Genomic DNA, 16,132 nt, shown 5'->3' with positions numbered 1-16,132 from the left:
ATGCTAATCCGAAGTCAGGGATCGCATTAGGCGCTGGCGACCAAAACCCTGCCAGATTCTCGTCCGTTCCGACCAATACGACTCACTGCGGGGTGAGCGTGTTGGTCCAGGTCGTGACCTCGGCCAGGATCCGCGGGTCCGGCTCACGCCCGATGCCGACGGCCGCGGGAACCGGCAGCCCGCCGTCGACGAGCACGAACGGTTCGGTGATGTCCTCGGCGTAGTAGCGCGACGAGGCGGAGGTGTCGCCGGGTAGCGTGAAACCCGGCAGAGCGGCGAGGGCGACGTTGGCGGCGCGTCCGAGACCGGTCTCCAGCATGCCACCGCACCAGACCGGCACACCGTGCGCGCGGCAGAGGTCGTGGATCCGGCGGGCCTCCAGGTAGCCACCGACCCGGCCAGGCTTGATGTTGACGACCTGAGCGGCCCCGAGTGCGATCGCATCGGCCGCGTCCTTCGCCGACTCGATCGATTCGTCGAGGCAGATCGGGGTACGCATCCGCTGCGCCAGCAGGGCGTGGTGGCGCAGGTCGTCGTGTGCCAGCGGCTGCTCGATGAGCAGCAGTCCGAAGTCGTCAAGCTTCGCCAGGTGGGTCGCGTCTCCCAGCGTGTACGCGGCATTGGCGTCCACCTGGAGGAGGACATCGTCACCGAACCGCTCGCGGACCGCGCGGACCGGCGCGATGTCCCAGCCTGGTTCGATCTTCAGCTTGATGCGCACATACCCCTCGGCCAGGTAACCGTCGACCGCGTCGAGCAGCTCCGGGACAGAGTCCATGATGCCGACCGACACACCGGCCGGCACGTGCTCGCGGACGGCGCCGAGGTGCTGGCCGAGCGGCTGGGCGGCGCTGCGCAACTCGGCGTCGAGAACGGCCATCTCGAGTGCGGCCTTCGCCATCCGATGGCCCTTGGCCGGCTCCAGCACCTCCGCGACCTGGTCGGCCCGTACATCGCCGGCCGCGAAAAGCCACGGAACCAGGAACCGGGTCATCACGTCGACCGAACCATCGACGTACTCCGAGGAGTAGAGCGGGTCGGCGCTCGACACGCATTCTCCCCAGCCCTCACCATCCGGCCCGGTGACCTTGACCAGCAGGATGTCGCGACTCACCTCCACCCCGAACGATGTACGGAACGGCGCGACCAGGGGCAGGGCGACCCGGCGCAGCTCGAAGCTCTCGATCTTCACAGTGCATTCCTCTCGAAGTGGTACGACCCGTTCGGGGACAGCCCCACGAACCGGGCCCGGGATCCGATCAGGTCGGCGAGCGCCGCGCGCAGCGCGAGCCGCCACGCGAAGGCGGCGTGGGGGTCGTGACGGCGCAGCGCCTCGATGTCCGGCGGGGTCTCCACGACGACGTACGGCGCACTTCGGCGGTCATCCGCGGCGGCCAGCACCGGCCCTCCCTCGGCGGCGCCCACCGCGCACAGGCCGGACCGGTCGTCCAGCGCGGGCGAGGCCCCGCCGACGTCATCGGGTATCTCACCGAGGGCAGCTCGGACCCGCTCGGAGCCGAGGTCCCAGGCCGCCAGCAGCCGGTCGCTACCCTGGCCGGCGTTGATCAAGTCGCCGACCTCGCCGTAGAAGTCGACGTAGTACTCCGCCGGCCGGGCGCCGAGCTTGGACAGGTTGAAGTGTGCGTTGCGCCGTACCACCGGGTCGAACGTCCAGGTGATCGTTCGTACACCGGCCTTGAGCGCCCACGCGCGCTGATGCAGCTTCAACGCGTACCCGGCGCCGCGGCCCTGCGCTTTCTCGGCGACCCCGGTGATGTGCGAGTGCAGGTAGCGCTCGTCGGGCGGTCCGAAGTACCCGACCGAGGTGGCCACCAGTTCTTCGCCGACGTACGCTCCGGCCGCGTAGTTGCCGGCGTGGGTGAGCGCCCGCAGGTGCTCGACCGGCATCTGCTGCGAACCGTCGGTCGGCTTCCAGATGCCATCGAGCAACCGGGACGCGGCGTCGAACTCCGCGACGGTCTCCAGCAACCGGAGCTCGACGCCCGCGTCCGCGGCCACCTGGTGTACCCGTTCACGAGCGAGGGCAAGATCGACAGGATCGACGGGATGGTCCAGTGGTGTGGTCACCCTTCGATCGTCGCGTCGCGAGCCGCTCCGGTTCTCGTCGCTACGACCGACTCTCGCGGCGACCTTCGTCGACGGCTACGAAGCCGCCAGTATCCGAGCCACCAATCCGGACAGCATCCGCGCCCGCGGCTCCATCGTCGAGGCCAGTACATGCTCCCCCGGCGCATGCGGATTTCCGCCGACCGCGCCCAGACCATCGAGCGTCGGGGTGCCGGCGCCCGCGGTCAGATTGCCGTCGCTCGCACCACCTACTCGGGCCGACGCCGGTTCCGGGAGGCCAAGGTCGCGGCAGACCGCCGTGGCCATCCGGTACAGCGCGGCCGAGAACTCCGGTTCCATCGGCGGGTGCCGGAGTCCGCCGTCGAGCGTGAGCTGGGCACCGTTCAGGTGTGGGGTGAGCGCCCGGAGGCCTGCGTTCACTCGCTCGAACTCGGCCATCGACGGAACCCGGCAGTCGATGGTCACCGTCCCGGTCGCCGGCACCGTGTTCGTGGTGGTTCCGGCGGCCATCACCCCGGGCGTCACGGTGGCTCCATCCGGTCCCCGGTCGAGGCCGATCAGCGCGAGCACCTGAGCGGCGAGTTCCACGGCGGCGTTCACCCCGTTCCATGGTTCCAGCCCGGCGTGCGCCGCCCGCCCGTGTGCGGTCAGCACATACATCGCGACACCCTTGCGGGCGGTCTTCAGTGCACCACCGTCGGCACTTCCTTCGAGGACCAAGGCAGCCCGGGCCCGACAGGCCTCGTCCTCGATCAGGGTGCGCGAGCTCGGAGCGCCCAGCTCCTCGTCCCCGGTCACCAAGACCGTCACCGGCGCACCGGCCGCCACCCAGCCACCGGCGGCGACGGCGTGGAACAGCTGCACCAAGCCGGCCTTCATGTCGAAGCAGCCGGGACCTTCGATCCGGTCCCCGTCGAATCGCCACGGGTGCCGCTCCAGACTGCCCAGCGGCCAGACCGTGTCGTGGTGCCCGAGAAGCAGCACACCCGGGCCGTCACCGAACCGCCAGCGCAGATGGGTGCGTCCGTCCAGCACGATCGCCTCGGGGTCGGCACCGAGCAGCCGGCTGCCGACATCGGCGACGACCTCCGCGCTGTGCGCCACCGCGGTCAGATCCGCCGACGGTGATTCGCACTCGACCAGGCGGCGCAGGTCGGCGACCATCCGATCGGTGTCCAGCGCGCTCACGACTGCTCCGTCCCGAAAGAAGCGCGGAACAGCCGGAGCACGTTGCCGCCGAGAACAGCGCGGACGCCGTCCGGATCCCAGCCGCGGCCGACCATCAGCTCGGTCACCAGCGGCAGCCCCGCCGGTCCCTCCAGGCCGTCGAGATAACGCACCGGCGATCCCAGCACACGGGCGCCCGCGGCCTCGCACCACGCCGGCTTGGTCTCGGCGTACACCTCTTTGATGAAGTCCGGCCCGAGTCCGACGCTGTCCACACCGATCAGCGAGACGACATGCTCGATGTGGTCGACCAGTACGTCCAGCGTCGCATTCGACTCGGCGAGGAACGGCGCGAAGAAGTTCACGCAGACGAGTCCACCGGTCGCGCCGATGCCCTTGATCTGCTCGTCGGTCAGGTTGCGATGGTGATCGCGTAAGGCCCGAGCGGACGAGTGCGTGGCGATCACCGGGCGGTTGGCGATCTCCAGTACGTGCCCGACCCCGGCCACGCCGAGATGACTGACATCGACGAGGACGCCCAGCTCCTCCAGCAGTTCCAGCGCCGCGACGCCTTTCGACGTCAGCCGGCCGCCGGTGGCGTCCTCGGCGCTACCGTCCGCCAGTGCGGTCCTGCCGAAGTGCGCGAACGACGCGATCCGGACACCGAGCGCCTGCAACGTACGGAACAGCTCCACGTCCTCGCCGATCCCCGGCGCACTCTCCAACGCGAGTACCAGGGCGATCCGGCCCGACGAGAGGGCGTTGTCGATCTCCGCTCCCGTGACACACAGTGCGGCGTCCCGCGGGTTCTCCGCGGCCACGCGGGGCGCGCATTCGATCATGCGGAGGGTCTGCCGCAGTGCTCCCTCCGGCCGGAACACGTCGTCCACGAACACCGGCAGTACCTGAATATCGACCCCACCGAGACGCAGCTGGGGAAGCCAGACCTGCCGGAAATAGCTGCCCCACTCGTCCGGCCGCCGAGCCACCACCGCGCACAGCAGGTCGTTGTGCGTATCCGCCACCACGGCGGTCGCATGCAGCTCTCGCCAGTCATCTGTCATCGCCACTCCCGGTCTCGTGTTCGTCGCGGACGCCATCGTCGCGCTACCCCGCGGCGGACACTCTGATGACTCCGACGAAAGCCCGCCGCGATCCTGAGTCGATCCGACAAGAGCGGCGCCCACGCGTCCGGAATCATGGCCGTATGTCCCTCGACGATGCCCTCACCCCCTGGCTCGAACACGCGCTCACCGAGACCGCAGCTCCCGGCATCGCCGTCGGGGTCGTGTTCGGTGACGAGACCGTCGTGCGCTGCCACGGGGTCGCAGACACCGCGCGCCGGCACCCGGTGACCACCGAGACGCTGTTCCAGATCGCGTCCGCGACGAAACCGTTCACTGCGACCGCCGTACTGCGCCTGCACGAACAGGGACTGCTCGACCTGGACGCGCCCGTGGTCCAGTACCTCCCCGACCTGCGCCTCGGCGACCCGGACGCTACCGCGTACGTCACCACTCGTCACCTGCTCACCCACACCGCGGGCTTCGAGGGCGACGACTCGCCGGTCCGCGACTGGGGCGCGGACGCCCTGGAGGCCTCGCTCCCCGAGTTCGCGGAGTTGCCGCAGGTGTTCCCGCCCGGGCAGGCGATGTCCTACAGCAATGCCGGCTTCCGGCTGCTCGGCATCCTCGCCCAGCGCCTTTCCGGTACGCCGTACGACGAACTCGTCCGCGACACCGTACTCCGGCCGCTCGGGATGTCCGCCAGCGTCTTCCTGCCCTGGGAGGCGCTAGGACGCGACGTCGCGCTCGGCCACGGCACCGACGGCGCGCTCTGGCCCTACGCGCAATGGCGCACCGAACTCCCGGAGGGCGGACTGCTCTCCACGATCGACGACATGATGATCTGGGCCCGCTATCAGCTGCACGGCAGCCCCGGGGGCACCCCGGTGCTCAGCGACCGCCTCCGCGTCGCGGCCCAGCAGCAGGCCGGCGTCGCCTCCCCGCCACTCGCCGGTGTCGGGCTGCCGTGGTTGCTCAGCAAACGTCACGGCGCCGGGATCGTCAGCCACGGCGGGAACCTGTCCAATGTCACCGTGTCGACGTTCGACCTCGTGCCGGACCATGCCCTCGCGGTCTGTGTACTTGCCAACGCACGCGCCGGCAAGGGCCTGGGCGATCGGGTGCTGAGGTGGTGCCTGGAGCACCTCGCCGAGCTGCCGGCCTCACCCTGCCTCACGCCGGTACAACTCACCCGCGCCGCAGCGGCCGAATTCGAAGGCACTTACGAGCTCGGCCTGGGCATGTTCCTGGTCGAACCCGGGCCCACCGGCCTGCGAGTGCTGATCCGTCCCCGGGAAGACCTGACCGAACCGCACGACGAATTCCCGCCGGTCGACCTCGTGTACCTGGGTCAGGACCGGTTCGGCGCCACCTCGAACCCCGGCGAGGTCTTCTGCACGTTCGCCCGCGACACTACGGACGCACCGGAGATCCTGCACATGATGGGCCGCGCCGCCTTCCGTCGCCCCAGCTGACCCACTGCCTGCCCAATTGGTTGCCGAGGACACCGACTGGCCGACCGCGAATTGGCCACGGGCACCACGCGGAAGGCTTGCGCGAAGGTGCGGAGCAGTTCGTACTCGAGGTTCCTTCGGGTCGTCGCGGGTGGTGACGTAGGCAATCAGCGGCTTGTAGGTCGAGGCCCACTCGTAGACCGGGTAAAGCGGTCATCGGCGCCTTGAGCCAGATGCCACAGGCAGTGCACGTGCTGCTTGATCCGGCCGCGGATGCCCTCCCGGCCGGCCGCCTTCCCGATGTACCTGATCGACGACGCCCCGCCGGGGTAGGCGTAGAAGTGGCCCGGTGTGACGAACAGGTAGACGCCACGGTCTTCGGGCAGTGCTTTTCCCGCGTCTGCATCGTCGGGGTCGACCACTGCACAGAACCGCTCCTGGCCGACGCAAGAGCGCAGAACCATTTCATTGAGAAGATAGACACCTGCGTCGCGCAGCGCCGGCCCGATCGGCTGGATGGCAGCTGCTGCCGCCGCGGTGTCAGCGTCGTCGTTGAGACCTTCCGCAAGATCAGCGAACAAGGCTTCGTCATTGTGGTCGTCGTCGATCATGACCGACAGGATCGCGGCAGCCACCGACAAGAGTTCCCCGTCCCGCAGGATCGAACGGCACGTATGGCCGTATCTGGCGGCGGTCTTCGCCGACTACGGCAGCTCGCGCCCGCACGCTGCGCCGGCCGCAGGCCCGGTACCCACCCGAGCGTCAGCCCTGCGCTATCTCGGCCTCTTCGGCTTGATCAGCTGTCTCGGCGGCATGGCCATCCTCATAAGGCTCGTGACGATCCAACCGTGGAGTGGCATCGTCGCCATTGGTGCCGTCGCCGCCCACTCGGTCCTCGCAGTGATCGTCGTCATCCGGGCTATGCGCCGCAGTACCGAGCCATCGCACTGGCTTCACGAGCACGGATTCACCGACGACGAAATCGGTGTCGTCGAGAAGGAGCGTGCGCTGTCTCGTCTCGTCAACTCGGGCATGTACATCGGCTGGGCAGTGACTGTCGTCGTACCGCTGCAACTCCTCGCCAGCGACGAACCCGGCTCGGTACTGCCGTCGATACTGCTCGGCGCCGCGTTGATCTCGCCGTTCATCTACCTCGGGGAGGAGCTGAACGGGAGGCTACGAATCGCCGCCCGACTCGAGCACCATTTGAAAGCAGCCTGCCATCCGGAGTCCGCCGCAGCGCCGTACGGAGTGACGTTTCGTGGCATGCCTGATACCTCTCTAACCAACCTGGCACAACTCGGCCTGCCTCGCGACCGCGCAACATTGATCGCAGCCCTGCCCTTGCTCCAGAAGCACCTCCGCCGCCGCCCTCGCCGATGGCGAGGCCTCGACCAGACCGTCGTACTCGATGCCGCGCAACCGATGTTCGACGATCTCGCGGCACTAGGGGGTGTCTGACAATTCCGGTCTGATCAGCGAGATTCGGCTGAGCTGGCAATCCGGAGGTGCGCCGATCGGCTGGGGGGACTGGGCAGTGGCTACGAACGGCGGGCCAGTAGATGGGTGTCGAGGAAGCCCCGATCAGAGGATGGATCGTGGAGCAGCCGGGCGAAGGGATCGAGCCCAGCATCGCCCAGCAGTTCGGCGAGGCGATCCACCGGCCAGCTGTAGGCGGGCGCCACCTTGTGGTCGAACTGGACCGGTACTTGTCCGTCGGTCCCGAAGAAGGAGACCAGGAGCAGACCGTTCGGTGCCAGCACGCGTACCTGTTCGGCGAGCAGCTCCGGTAGTTCCCCCGGAGGGGTGTGAATCATTGAGTAGTGGGCCAGCACGCCGCCAAGCGTGGCGTCCTCGATCGGCAGGGATTCCATCCGCGCCTCTTGGAAACGCAGCGCCGGATGGGCCTGCCGGGCGTGGTCGACCATACCGGGGGCAAGGTCTAGTCCGAAGGCGTCCAGGCCGAGTTCGTGCAGCATGGCTGTCAGATGTCCGGGCCCGCACCCGACGTCCGCTGTCCGCAGGTTGCCCGTCGCGCGCACCAGTTCGGCGAAGGTGCCGATCATGGCCCGGGAGAAAGGCTGTGTTTCCAGCCGGTTTGCGAACAGCGATGCGTACAGCTCGACGACACTGTCGTAGGCCGTCCTGGTCTCGTCCTGATGCGCCACGGGCAGGACTCTATAGCCGGTCCGATAATTGATCTTGTGGCAGGTCGAGGTGAGTTGACGGATGCGGCATGGAGGCGGACAGAGCCCCTTTTGCCTCAGGTGGACGGACGGGGCCGTCCGTGGCGTGATCACCGGCAGGTGGTCAACGGGGTGCTGTGGCGGCCTTCGGCAGCAGGCAACCCTGATGAATCGCCCAGCCAAGCACGCCGCCAAACCCCTGGCAGACCTCATGGAGCAGTGGCGCAAGCGCGCAGAACTGGCCATCGGCCGCGACGCGCTTGCCAGCATCGAAGGCACGCTCCAACAGGCCGGCGGCCGTCACCTCGGCGCTGCTGACCTGAGTCCAGAAACCATCGAGGCGTACGGCGCGGCCACCGTTCTGACACTGCAATCCAAGCACGCGACCTGGACCCGCTGGAACCTCCTCGCCGAAGCTGCCCGGCAAACACGGCTGCTCCGACTCAGCTCAGCCACCGAGCGCACGACCGTACTCGAAAGAATCATCCACTCCGCCGAGCAGTACTCCATCAATCTGACGGCCCCAGAACTCATCCCGACACCCTTGACGCGTTCGATACAAGAGGAGGCGGGCAAGGCTTGTCTTACACAATGCCCGGACGGCTCGAGATCGGGCTGGTCGGCCGACTCCGTGACGATCGCGTGCCAAGGCCGCCGATGGACCAAGCCTTGCCCTACGGCGCGGCCTTCTGCCAGCGGCCACGTCGCTCGGATGCCGTCTGTCCGCCTCAGAAGACGCGCTGCATCCACAGGGAACTGATGTACTGACCGTTCTTCCTTGCGTACTCACGAAAGGTCCCTACGTCGGAGAATCCGAACTTTCGATGCAATGTCACCGACGCGTCGTTGGGCAGTGCGATACCAGCGAGCGCAACGTGGACCGGTTCGCCGACCAAGCGATCGAACAAGTCCGTGTAGAGCAGCGTGCCGACGCCTCGACGGCGGGCAGCAGGTGCCAGCGAAATGCTGACCTCCACGGTCTCGCGAAAAGCGTCATAGTCGTCTCGATACGGGCCGCTCGCAGCGAAGCCAAGCACGGACCCACCGAGGCGTGCGACCAGCAGTCGGTGTGGACCGGTCGGCTCGTGTCGCTCGAACCATGATTGTCGCTGAGTCACCGTCGTCGGAGAGGTGCTGAAGTTCGCGATAGAGTTTTCCGCTACTTCGTTGAGGATCTCGACGATTCCTGGCAGATCTTCGATCGTGGCGACGCCAACGCTGACCGCTTGAGCACTAGACACCATCTAATCGTAAGCTCACCGCAGTACCCATATGCGACTCGATCGCATAACGTCATGTCTCATGGCGCTGGTGCTGAACCGTGCGACGAACAGTTCAGCACCCCTGACGGCGGTTGGGCCAGCCGCTTCGTGGCTGGAGTATCCAACCTGGCCACGATTCCGGCACCCCGGACTCGGCGGTATCGCGGAGGTTCTCGAACCCGACCTTGACTTCCTAGTGCTGCAGCAGTAGATCGTGACCTGGTCTGATTTCGCCTTGTGAGCAAGGGGCTCTGGTGCTCGGCGTATCGCTGTGACAGGGTGCGGCCACCGCTTGATCATGCAGTGTTTGTGACGACAACTGAAGATCTGGCGATGGCCGCTGCGCTAAGGGTAGAGGTCGAGAGCTGGAGCAAGGAACTCGACGCGCTGATGCTGCGAGTTGGCGGCTGTTTCGTGCGGCCGGAGGCGCGCCGGACGGCGCGGGATGCGATCGATGGGTTGCTGGCGGATCTGCCGCGGAAGAATTGCTGGAGCTTGGCCGAGTACGCCGGGCACGGCTCCCCGGATCGGTTGCAGCACTTGCTGGGGCGTGCGAGGTGGGACGATGCCGCGGTCCGGGCTGACGTTGCCGGCTACGTGGCAGAGAATCTGACCGTCGGTGTGGACACTGATCTGGTGGCGCTGGTGTTCGATGAGACAGGCGACCAGAAGAAGGGCTCGCGCACGATCGGAGTGCAGCGCCAGTATTCAGGCACCTGCGGCCGGATCGAGAACTGCCAACTCGCGGTGTATGCCACCTTGGCCACTCCGGCCGGGCACGCGTTCGTTGATGTCGAGCTGCACCTGCCCCAATCCTGGACATCTGACCCAGACCGGCTGGCCGAGGCCGGAGTGCCTCAGGAGGTGGGGTTCGCGACCAAGCCACAGTTGGCGCCGCGCATGACCGAGCGGGTCCTGGCCGCTGGGATCCTTCCGGGCTGGATCGCCGCCGACGAGGCCTACGGTGACAACCCCGAGCTTCGGCGCGAGCTGGAAACGCGTTGCATGAACTACGTGATGGCCGTGTCCTGTGACACCCAGGTCCCCACCCCGGCAGGCAAGCTGTCGCGCCGACAGCCTCGTCGAGCAGATCCCACGCAACGGCTGGCAGGTCTTGTCCGCGGGCCGCGGCAGCAAAGGCGAACGGCTCTACGCCCGGGCCTTCACCAGCATCAGCGACGGCGAGCCGACCCATCACCGCCGGCTGCTGTTCCGGCGCAACCTGCACACCGGTGAGCTGGCCTACTTTCTCTGCCACGCCACCACCACTGTTCCGCTCGCAACACTGGCGCGGGTGGCCGGAACCCGCTGGCGGATCGAGGAGAACATCCAAGCCGGCAAAGGATGCGCCGGCCTGGACGAACACCAAGTCCGCACCTGGACCTCCTGGCACCGCTGGACCACCCTGGCGATGCTCGCCCACGCCTTCCTCGCCGTCACCGCCGCACGCCAACGCGCCGCCCACGGCGACCATTCCACACCGCCCACCGACATGGAGACGGATCGGGATCGTGGGGACTATTTCGATCCCAGCGCCGGCAAAGTGCGGCTCGATGAGGTCTGGCCGCGGTGGATGGGATCGCGGACGATCGACCCGGCTACTGAGATCCAGTACGAGTCGAGGTGGCGGCTGCATGTCGAGCCGGTGTTCGGGGGCGGATGGTCAAGAGCATTCTGCCGTCAGAGGTCGCGGTCTGGCTGGCTGATCTGCTCGGCGCCTACGGGCCTTCGACGGCGCGGAGCGCGTTTCTGGTATTGAACGGGTGTCTTGAACTCGCGGTTGCCGACGAGCTGATCAAACGCAACCCGGCGCAGTCGAAGATCGTCAAGTTGCCGAGTCGCCGGTTCTCCGAAGCTGTTGCCTGGGCTGATGAGACGGTTGCGAGCATCGTCCAGGCGCATCCCGAGGAGTTCAGGATGCTGCCGACGATCGCATCCGCAGCGGGGTTGCGTCAGGGCGAACTGTTCGGGCTGACGGTTGATGACTTCGACTTCGGGCTCATGGTGATCAGGGTTCGACGGCAGGTGAAACGGCTGGGGAAGCAGTTCGTGTTCGCGTTGCCGAAGAACGACAAGGAACGGTTCGTACCGATGTCGCCCGTACTCGCGGAGGCTGTCCAGAATCACATCGAACGGTTCGGCGCAACTACCATCTCGCTTCCGTGGGAACGACTCAACGGCAAGATCCAGGATCACAAACTGATCTTCAGTTGGCCGGACGGAAAACATCTCAAGGCGCGGCTGTACGACGAGGTTGTCTGGAAACCTGCACTGGCAACTGCCGGCGTCATCCCGCCACCGACCAAGGACAAGCGCGGCCGTCGACGATTCAAGACCGACCGGACCACAGGACTGCACGCCTTACGGCACTACTACGCCAGCATTACGCTCGCCGATGGCGTCAACATCAAGGAGCTCGCGGAGTACCTCGGGCACCACGATCCCGGGTTCACGCTGCGGATGTACACGCACATGCTGCCCTCGTCGTACGACCGCGCACGGCAGGCCGTCGACCGGCGGCTGCGGAAACTTGCGCTGCGGCTGACGGAGCAGTCACGGAGCAGGGACATTGGAGAGCTCGATGAGGCGGACCTCGACAATGACCCGGGACTGGTCTGAGGGCGTACGACTGCAGGGCTTGGATCACTTGAAGACAAGGCTATTTGAGCTCGGCGGAGGATAGGCCCAATAGGCGGCGGGCGACTATTAGTTGCTGGATTTGTTGGGTGCCTTCGAAGATGTCGAGGATTTTGGTGTCTCGGGACCATTTTTCCAGGAGGTGGTGTTCGGAGTAGCCGAGGGAGCTGGTTAGTTCTATGCAGGTGAGGGTGATGGTGTTGGCGGTGCGGCCGGCTTTGGCCTTGGCGATTGAGGCTTGGAGGGAGTTGGGGTGGCCGTTGTCGGCCAGCCAGGCGGCTTGGAGGGTGAGGAGGTAGGCGGCTTCCCAGTCGGCTTCCAGGGTTTGGTACGTGGCGGCGGCCGCGGGTTGGTGGTGGAGGGGGCGGTCGTAGTCGATTTCCAGGCCGGCCTCGGAGAGTAGGTCGCGGGTGAGTTCGAGGGCGGCGCGGGCGCAGCCGACTGCCATCGCGGCCACCAGGGGGCGGGTGTTGTCGAAGGTCTGCATGACGCCCGCAAAGCCCGCGTCGGTGTTGATTTCCGGGGAGCCGAGGAGGTTTTCGCGAGGGACTCGGCAGTTTTCCAAGTGGATGGTTGCCGTGTCGGAGGCTCGGATTCCTAGTTTGTGTTCCAGGCGTTCTACCGTCAGGCCGGGGGTGTCTTTGAGGACTACGAAGGACTTGATCGCGGCGCGGCCGAGGGTTTTGTCGAGGGTTGCCCAGACGACTACGGCGTCGCAGCGGGCGCCGGCGGTGACGAAGATCTTTTCGCCGTTCAGTACGTAGGCGTCGCCGTCGAGCCGGGCGGTCGTGCGGATGTTCGCCGAGTCGGAGCCGCATTCGGGTTCGGTGATCGCCATCGCGGCCCACAAGCCGTCGAAACGGCGGAGTTGTTCGTCGGAGGCGACGGACGCGATCGCCGAGTTGCCCAGGCCCTGCCGCGGCATCGACAGCAGCAGGCCGACGTCGCCCCAGCACATTTCCATGATCGACAGCACCGATGAAAGGTTCGACCCGTTGACCACGCCCGCGTCGGCGGCGGCAGTGCGGCGTACGCCCGATGCTCCGGCGCCGGAACCGTTGCCTGAGGCACCCAAGCCGTCGACCATCGCGGCCAGCATGTCCAGCTCGATCGGGTACTCGTGCTCGGCCAGGTCGTACCGGCGGGAGTTCGGTCGCAGCATCTCCGCCGCGACCTGATGCGCCTGGTTCACGAAGGCGCGGAACTTGCGCGGGGTTTCGAGGTTGATCATCAGACCAGCACCGCGCCTTCCATCACGCCGATCGCGCGCAGATCGCGGTACCAGCGTTCGACCGGATGTTCCTTCACGAAGCCGTGGCCGCCGAGCAGCTGGACGCCGTCGGTGCCGATCCGCATGCCCTTGTCGGTACACAACCGCCGCGCCAGCGCCACCTCCCGCGCGAACGGCAACCCTTGTGAAGCACGCGATCCGGCCCGGTACGTCACCAGCTTCATGCCCTCGAGCTCGATCCCGATGTTCGCGACCATGAACGCCACCGACTGCCGATGACTGATCGGTTCGCCGAACGCGTACCGCGAGTTCACGTACGGTGTCACGTAGTCGAGCACCGCCCGTGCCGTACCAAGCGCCAGCGCGCACCACCCGAGCCGCGACAGCCGCACGCACTCGGCGTAGTCGTCGACCGTGCCGAGCGGCGCCGCCGGTACGTCGGTCAGGATCACGCGGCTCAGCGAAGCCGCCCGCAAGCCCATCGACGGCTCGGCCTCGATCGTGACGCCCGGATGATCCGCCTCGATCAGGAACAGCGCGGGCCCGGCGTCGGTCTGCGCGCCGATCACGAACAGCTCCGCCTCGGCACCACGCGGGACCAGCGATTTCACACCGTTGAGCAGCCCGCCGGTGTAGCGCGTCTTCAGGTCGTACGGATCGAACACCGGTCGTGGTTCCACCAACGCCAGCGCGGCCGCCGGTACGGACGCGCCGGTGAACGCCGGCAGGTACGTCGCCTGCTGCGTCTCATCACCCCACAAGGAGATCGCCGTACTCACCGCGGACGGCGCGAGACATGCGACTGCTTGACCCATGTCGCCATGTGCAAGCGCCTCGGCCACGAGTACGCCGGTCATCGCGGATCGCTCGGTGACGATGCCGCCGAGTTCTTCCGGTACCTCGATCAAGCTCAACCCGAGCTCGGCGGATGAGTCCAGCACGGTGCGTTCGGTCGCGCAGGCGGTGTCCGCGGCGGAGGCGGCCGGGCGTAGTACCTCGGTCGCGAACTCGCGGACGACACCGACCATCAGCTCCTGGTCCTCGGTCGGGGTCAGGTCGAAGTACCCGCTCCCCCGCGCGGCCGGCAGGCGCGACGGCGCCGACCCCGCCTGTTTCGACACCGCGGTAAACCCTCGCGAGAGCGCTCCCGCTGTCCGGAATCCGGTCTTGGTCGCCTCGAAGACCACCCGTTCGGCTGGTTTTCGCAGTCCGAACCGGTCGATTGTCCGCGATCGCGCCAGCTTGTTCAGCCAGGCGACGCCGAAGCCGATCGCGTCCCGGCGGGTGCGCTGCTGCAGGCTCATACCAGCAACTGTAAACCGAAGTTACAACTCAGGTCACGCCTGGGCCGCCGGTAACCAGCCAGCACACCTGGAGAACCGGGTGCTGATCAGATCGCGATCGCGGCCGCCTTCGCCTGCAGATAGCGCTGCTCCGGAAGGCTGGTCGTACGGCGAGCGGCGGCCAGGTAGTGCTCGTGCGCCTTGGTCAGCTCGCCGGCCCGCTCGTACAGATGCGCCCGGACGGCGTCCAGGCGGTGCGTTTCGGTGATCAACTTGTCGTCCTCGAGCGTCGCCAGCAGGTCCAGCCCCGCCTGCGGACCCTCGACCTGTGCGAGCGCGATCGCCCGGTTGAGCGTCACCATCGGGTTTGGCGCGAGCTTGTCCAGGACCAGGTACAAGGACAGGATCTGCCGCCAGTCGGTCTCGTCCGCGCTCGGCGCCTCGGCGTGTACGGCGGCGATCGCGGCCTGCAGTTGGTACGAGCCGATCGTGCCTTGCCGCAGCGTACGCAGGATCAGGTCGGCGCCCTCGGTGATCTGACCGCGGTCCCACAACGATCGGTCCTGTTCGTCGATCGGCACCAGACCGCCGTCCGCGGTGGTTCGCGCCGCGCGGCGCGAATCGGTCAGCAACATCAACGCCAGCAGGCCCGCGACCTCGCCGTCGTCCGGCAGCGCCGATCGCAGCATCCGCGCCAGCCGGATCGCCTCGGCAGTCAGCTCGACCCGCTGCAACGACTCCCCCGAGCTCGCCGTGTACCCCTCGTTGAAGATCAGATACAGCACCTGCAGTACGACCCGCAGCCGCTCCGCACGCTCGGGCTCCGGCGGCATCGCGAACCGGCTGCCGGCCGCCTTGATGCTCTTCTTCGCCCGGCTGATCCGCGGCGCCATCGTTGCCTCCGGCACCATGAAGGCGCGGGCGATCTCGGCCGTCGTCAGACCGCCCACCGCCCGCAACGTCAACGCCACCTGCGACGCCGGCGTCACCGCCGGATGGCAACAGAGGAAGAGCAATGTCAACGTATCGTCCGCGTCCGGCGTCTCGTCGACATCGGCGCCCGGGGCAACCAACTCCTCCGGACCGGCCATCGCGGCAACGGAATCCTCCCGCCGCCGGCGCGCGCTGTCGCTCCGGAACGCATCGGTCAGCCGCCGCGTCGCGACCGTGATCAGCCAGCCCCGCGGATTCGCCGGTACGCCGTCCACCGGCCACTGCGTCGCCGCCGCCAGCAACGCCTCTTGTACCGCGTCCTCGCACAGATCGAACTGCTCGTACCGCCGCGCCAGGAACCCCAGCACCTGCGGCGCGAGCTCCCGCATCAACTCGTCCACCTGGGTCACGCGACCTCCCCACGGTAGGCCCATCCCGACCAGCGATCGGCCCGGATCACGATCACCGGACCACGCGGCGGATCCGTCTCGTACTGCGGGTACTTCGCGCTCAGCAACTCGATCGCCACCGCGTCGTACGGCACCACCCGCGCGGCACCGTCGACGCGTACCCACCAAAGATGTGTCCAGTCCTCGTCGTACTCGTCCACGAGTACCGCGACCTGGTCGTGCGCCGAGATGTTCCGCAGCCGCTGCAGCGCGGTCGTACTCTTCGGCTTCTGATCGATCCCGATGAACAGCTCGTCGCCGTGCACCGCGTACGTGACCGGGACGAGATGCGGGCGCAGGTCGGCACCAACGGTCGCCAACCGCCCTACCCGAGCCGCCCCCACCCGCGCGCGGCACTCACCCTCGTCGAGTCTCACC

General features: G+C 67.3%; 16 protein-coding genes and 1 pseudogene. 6 read left to right on the top strand and 11 right to left on the bottom strand.

Annotation, left to right across the window (positions count from 1 at the left end; genetic code table 11):
• Positions 1 to 82: 82 nt before the first annotated feature.
• From menC to HDA44_RS03070, 4 genes are all read right to left on the bottom strand, one after another.
• Positions 83 to 1,192, bottom strand: a complete 1,110-nt coding sequence (menC, locus tag HDA44_RS03085) for an o-succinylbenzoate synthase (protein ID WP_184831132.1) — start codon at positions 1,190 to 1,192, stop codon at positions 83 to 85.
• Positions 1,189 to 2,088 carry a GNAT family N-acetyltransferase gene (locus HDA44_RS03080; protein WP_184831130.1) on the bottom strand — a complete coding sequence of 300 codons (900 nt, stop codon included), beginning with the start codon at positions 2,086 to 2,088 and terminating at the stop codon, positions 1,189 to 1,191. Before HDA44_RS03080 ends, menC begins: the two co-directional genes overlap by 4 nt.
• A 75-nt stretch (positions 2,089 to 2,163) precedes the next feature.
• Positions 2,164 to 3,276: a M20 family metallopeptidase gene (locus tag HDA44_RS03075; RefSeq protein ID WP_337905607.1), complete on the bottom strand. Its 1,113-nt coding sequence runs from the start codon at positions 3,274 to 3,276 to the stop codon at positions 2,164 to 2,166.
• Positions 3,273 to 4,319 (bottom strand): dipeptidase, encoded by a 1,047-nt coding sequence (locus HDA44_RS03070; RefSeq protein WP_184831128.1) that lies wholly within the window; start codon positions 4,317 to 4,319, stop codon positions 3,273 to 3,275. Before HDA44_RS03070 ends, HDA44_RS03075 begins: the two co-directional genes overlap by 4 nt.
• Before the next feature lie 143 nt (positions 4,320 to 4,462).
• On the opposite strand from HDA44_RS03070, the gene HDA44_RS03065 reads away from it, so the two are divergent.
• Positions 4,463 to 5,794: a serine hydrolase domain-containing protein gene (locus HDA44_RS03065; protein WP_184831126.1), complete on the top strand. Its 1,332-nt coding sequence runs from the start codon at positions 4,463 to 4,465 to the stop codon at positions 5,792 to 5,794.
• Between the two features lie 146 nt (positions 5,795 to 5,940).
• Here HDA44_RS03065 and HDA44_RS03060 read toward each other — a convergent pair whose 3' ends face one another.
• The gene (locus HDA44_RS03060; protein ID WP_184831125.1) at positions 5,941 to 6,384 is read right to left on the bottom strand and encodes a hypothetical protein; all 444 of its coding nucleotides are present in this window, start codon (positions 6,382 to 6,384) and stop codon (positions 5,941 to 5,943) included.
• Between HDA44_RS03060 and HDA44_RS03055 the strand changes: the two genes are divergently transcribed.
• Entirely contained in the window at positions 6,383 to 7,234 is an 852-nt protein-coding gene (locus tag HDA44_RS03055; RefSeq protein ID WP_184831124.1) for a hypothetical protein, read from the top strand. The two genes, HDA44_RS03060 and HDA44_RS03055, sit on opposite strands and share 2 nt — an antisense overlap.
• A gap of 80 nt (positions 7,235 to 7,314) precedes the next feature.
• Here HDA44_RS03055 and HDA44_RS03050 read toward each other — a convergent pair whose 3' ends face one another.
• Positions 7,315 to 7,941: a methyltransferase domain-containing protein gene (locus HDA44_RS03050; RefSeq protein ID WP_184831123.1), complete on the bottom strand. Its 627-nt coding sequence runs from the start codon at positions 7,939 to 7,941 to the stop codon at positions 7,315 to 7,317.
• Between HDA44_RS03050 and HDA44_RS38810 the strand changes: the two are divergent.
• Positions 7,933 to 8,091 (top strand): annotated as a pseudogene (locus HDA44_RS38810) (transposase); the annotation flags it as partial. The gene HDA44_RS03050 and the pseudogene HDA44_RS38810 overlap by 9 nt on opposite strands.
• Positions 8,092 to 8,125: 34 nt before the next feature.
• Positions 8,126 to 8,719, top strand: a complete 594-nt coding sequence (locus tag HDA44_RS03040) for a hypothetical protein (RefSeq protein WP_184844887.1) — start codon at positions 8,126 to 8,128, stop codon at positions 8,717 to 8,719.
• Here HDA44_RS03040 and HDA44_RS03035 read toward each other — a convergent pair.
• Positions 8,688 to 9,200, bottom strand: a complete 513-nt coding sequence (locus HDA44_RS03035; protein WP_184831122.1) for a GNAT family N-acetyltransferase — start codon at positions 9,198 to 9,200, stop codon at positions 8,688 to 8,690. The two genes, HDA44_RS03040 and HDA44_RS03035, sit on opposite strands and share 32 nt — an antisense overlap.
• Positions 9,201 to 9,458: 258 nt before the next feature.
• On the opposite strand from HDA44_RS03035, the gene HDA44_RS03030 reads away from it, so the two are divergent.
• The gene (locus HDA44_RS03030) at positions 9,459 to 10,457 is read left to right on the top strand and encodes an IS701 family transposase (RefSeq protein ID WP_184831121.1); all 999 of its coding nucleotides are present in this window, start codon (positions 9,459 to 9,461) and stop codon (positions 10,455 to 10,457) included.
• 423 nt (positions 10,458 to 10,880) lie between these two features.
• On the top strand, positions 10,881 to 11,840 hold the full coding sequence (locus HDA44_RS03025; RefSeq protein ID WP_184831119.1) for a tyrosine-type recombinase/integrase: 960 nt from the start codon (positions 10,881 to 10,883) through the stop codon (positions 11,838 to 11,840).
• 40 nt (positions 11,841 to 11,880) lie between these two features.
• Here HDA44_RS03025 and HDA44_RS03020 read toward each other — a convergent pair whose 3' ends face one another.
• The 4 genes from HDA44_RS03020 to HDA44_RS03005 all read right to left on the bottom strand — a co-directional run bounded on the left by HDA44_RS03020 (position 11,881) and on the right by HDA44_RS03005 (position 16,131).
• Positions 11,881 to 13,089: an acyl-CoA dehydrogenase family protein gene (locus HDA44_RS03020; protein WP_184831117.1), complete on the bottom strand. Its 1,209-nt coding sequence runs from the start codon at positions 13,087 to 13,089 to the stop codon at positions 11,881 to 11,883.
• Entirely contained in the window at positions 13,089 to 14,393 is a 1,305-nt protein-coding gene (locus tag HDA44_RS03015) for an acyl-CoA dehydrogenase family protein (protein ID WP_184831115.1), read from the bottom strand. The genes HDA44_RS03020 and HDA44_RS03015 overlap by 1 nt, the downstream gene beginning before the upstream one ends.
• Positions 14,394 to 14,479: 86 nt before the next feature.
• Positions 14,480 to 15,739 carry an RNA polymerase sigma factor gene (locus HDA44_RS03010; RefSeq protein ID WP_184831113.1) on the bottom strand — a complete coding sequence of 420 codons (1,260 nt, stop codon included), beginning with the start codon at positions 15,737 to 15,739 and terminating at the stop codon, positions 14,480 to 14,482.
• On the bottom strand, positions 15,712 to 16,131 hold the full coding sequence (locus HDA44_RS03005) for a TIGR03668 family PPOX class F420-dependent oxidoreductase (RefSeq protein ID WP_184831111.1): 420 nt from the start codon (positions 16,129 to 16,131) through the stop codon (positions 15,712 to 15,714). Before HDA44_RS03005 ends, HDA44_RS03010 begins: the two co-directional genes overlap by 28 nt.
• Between the last annotated feature and the right edge of the window lies 1 nt (position 16,132).

It is taken from the genome of Kribbella solani, from assembly GCF_014205295.1.
In the GTDB taxonomy this organism is placed as follows: Bacteria; Actinomycetota; Actinomycetes; order Propionibacteriales; family Kribbellaceae; genus Kribbella; species Kribbella solani.
The sequence above is the reverse complement of the archived record's forward strand: the minus strand, read 5'-3'. Positions and strand labels throughout refer to the sequence as shown.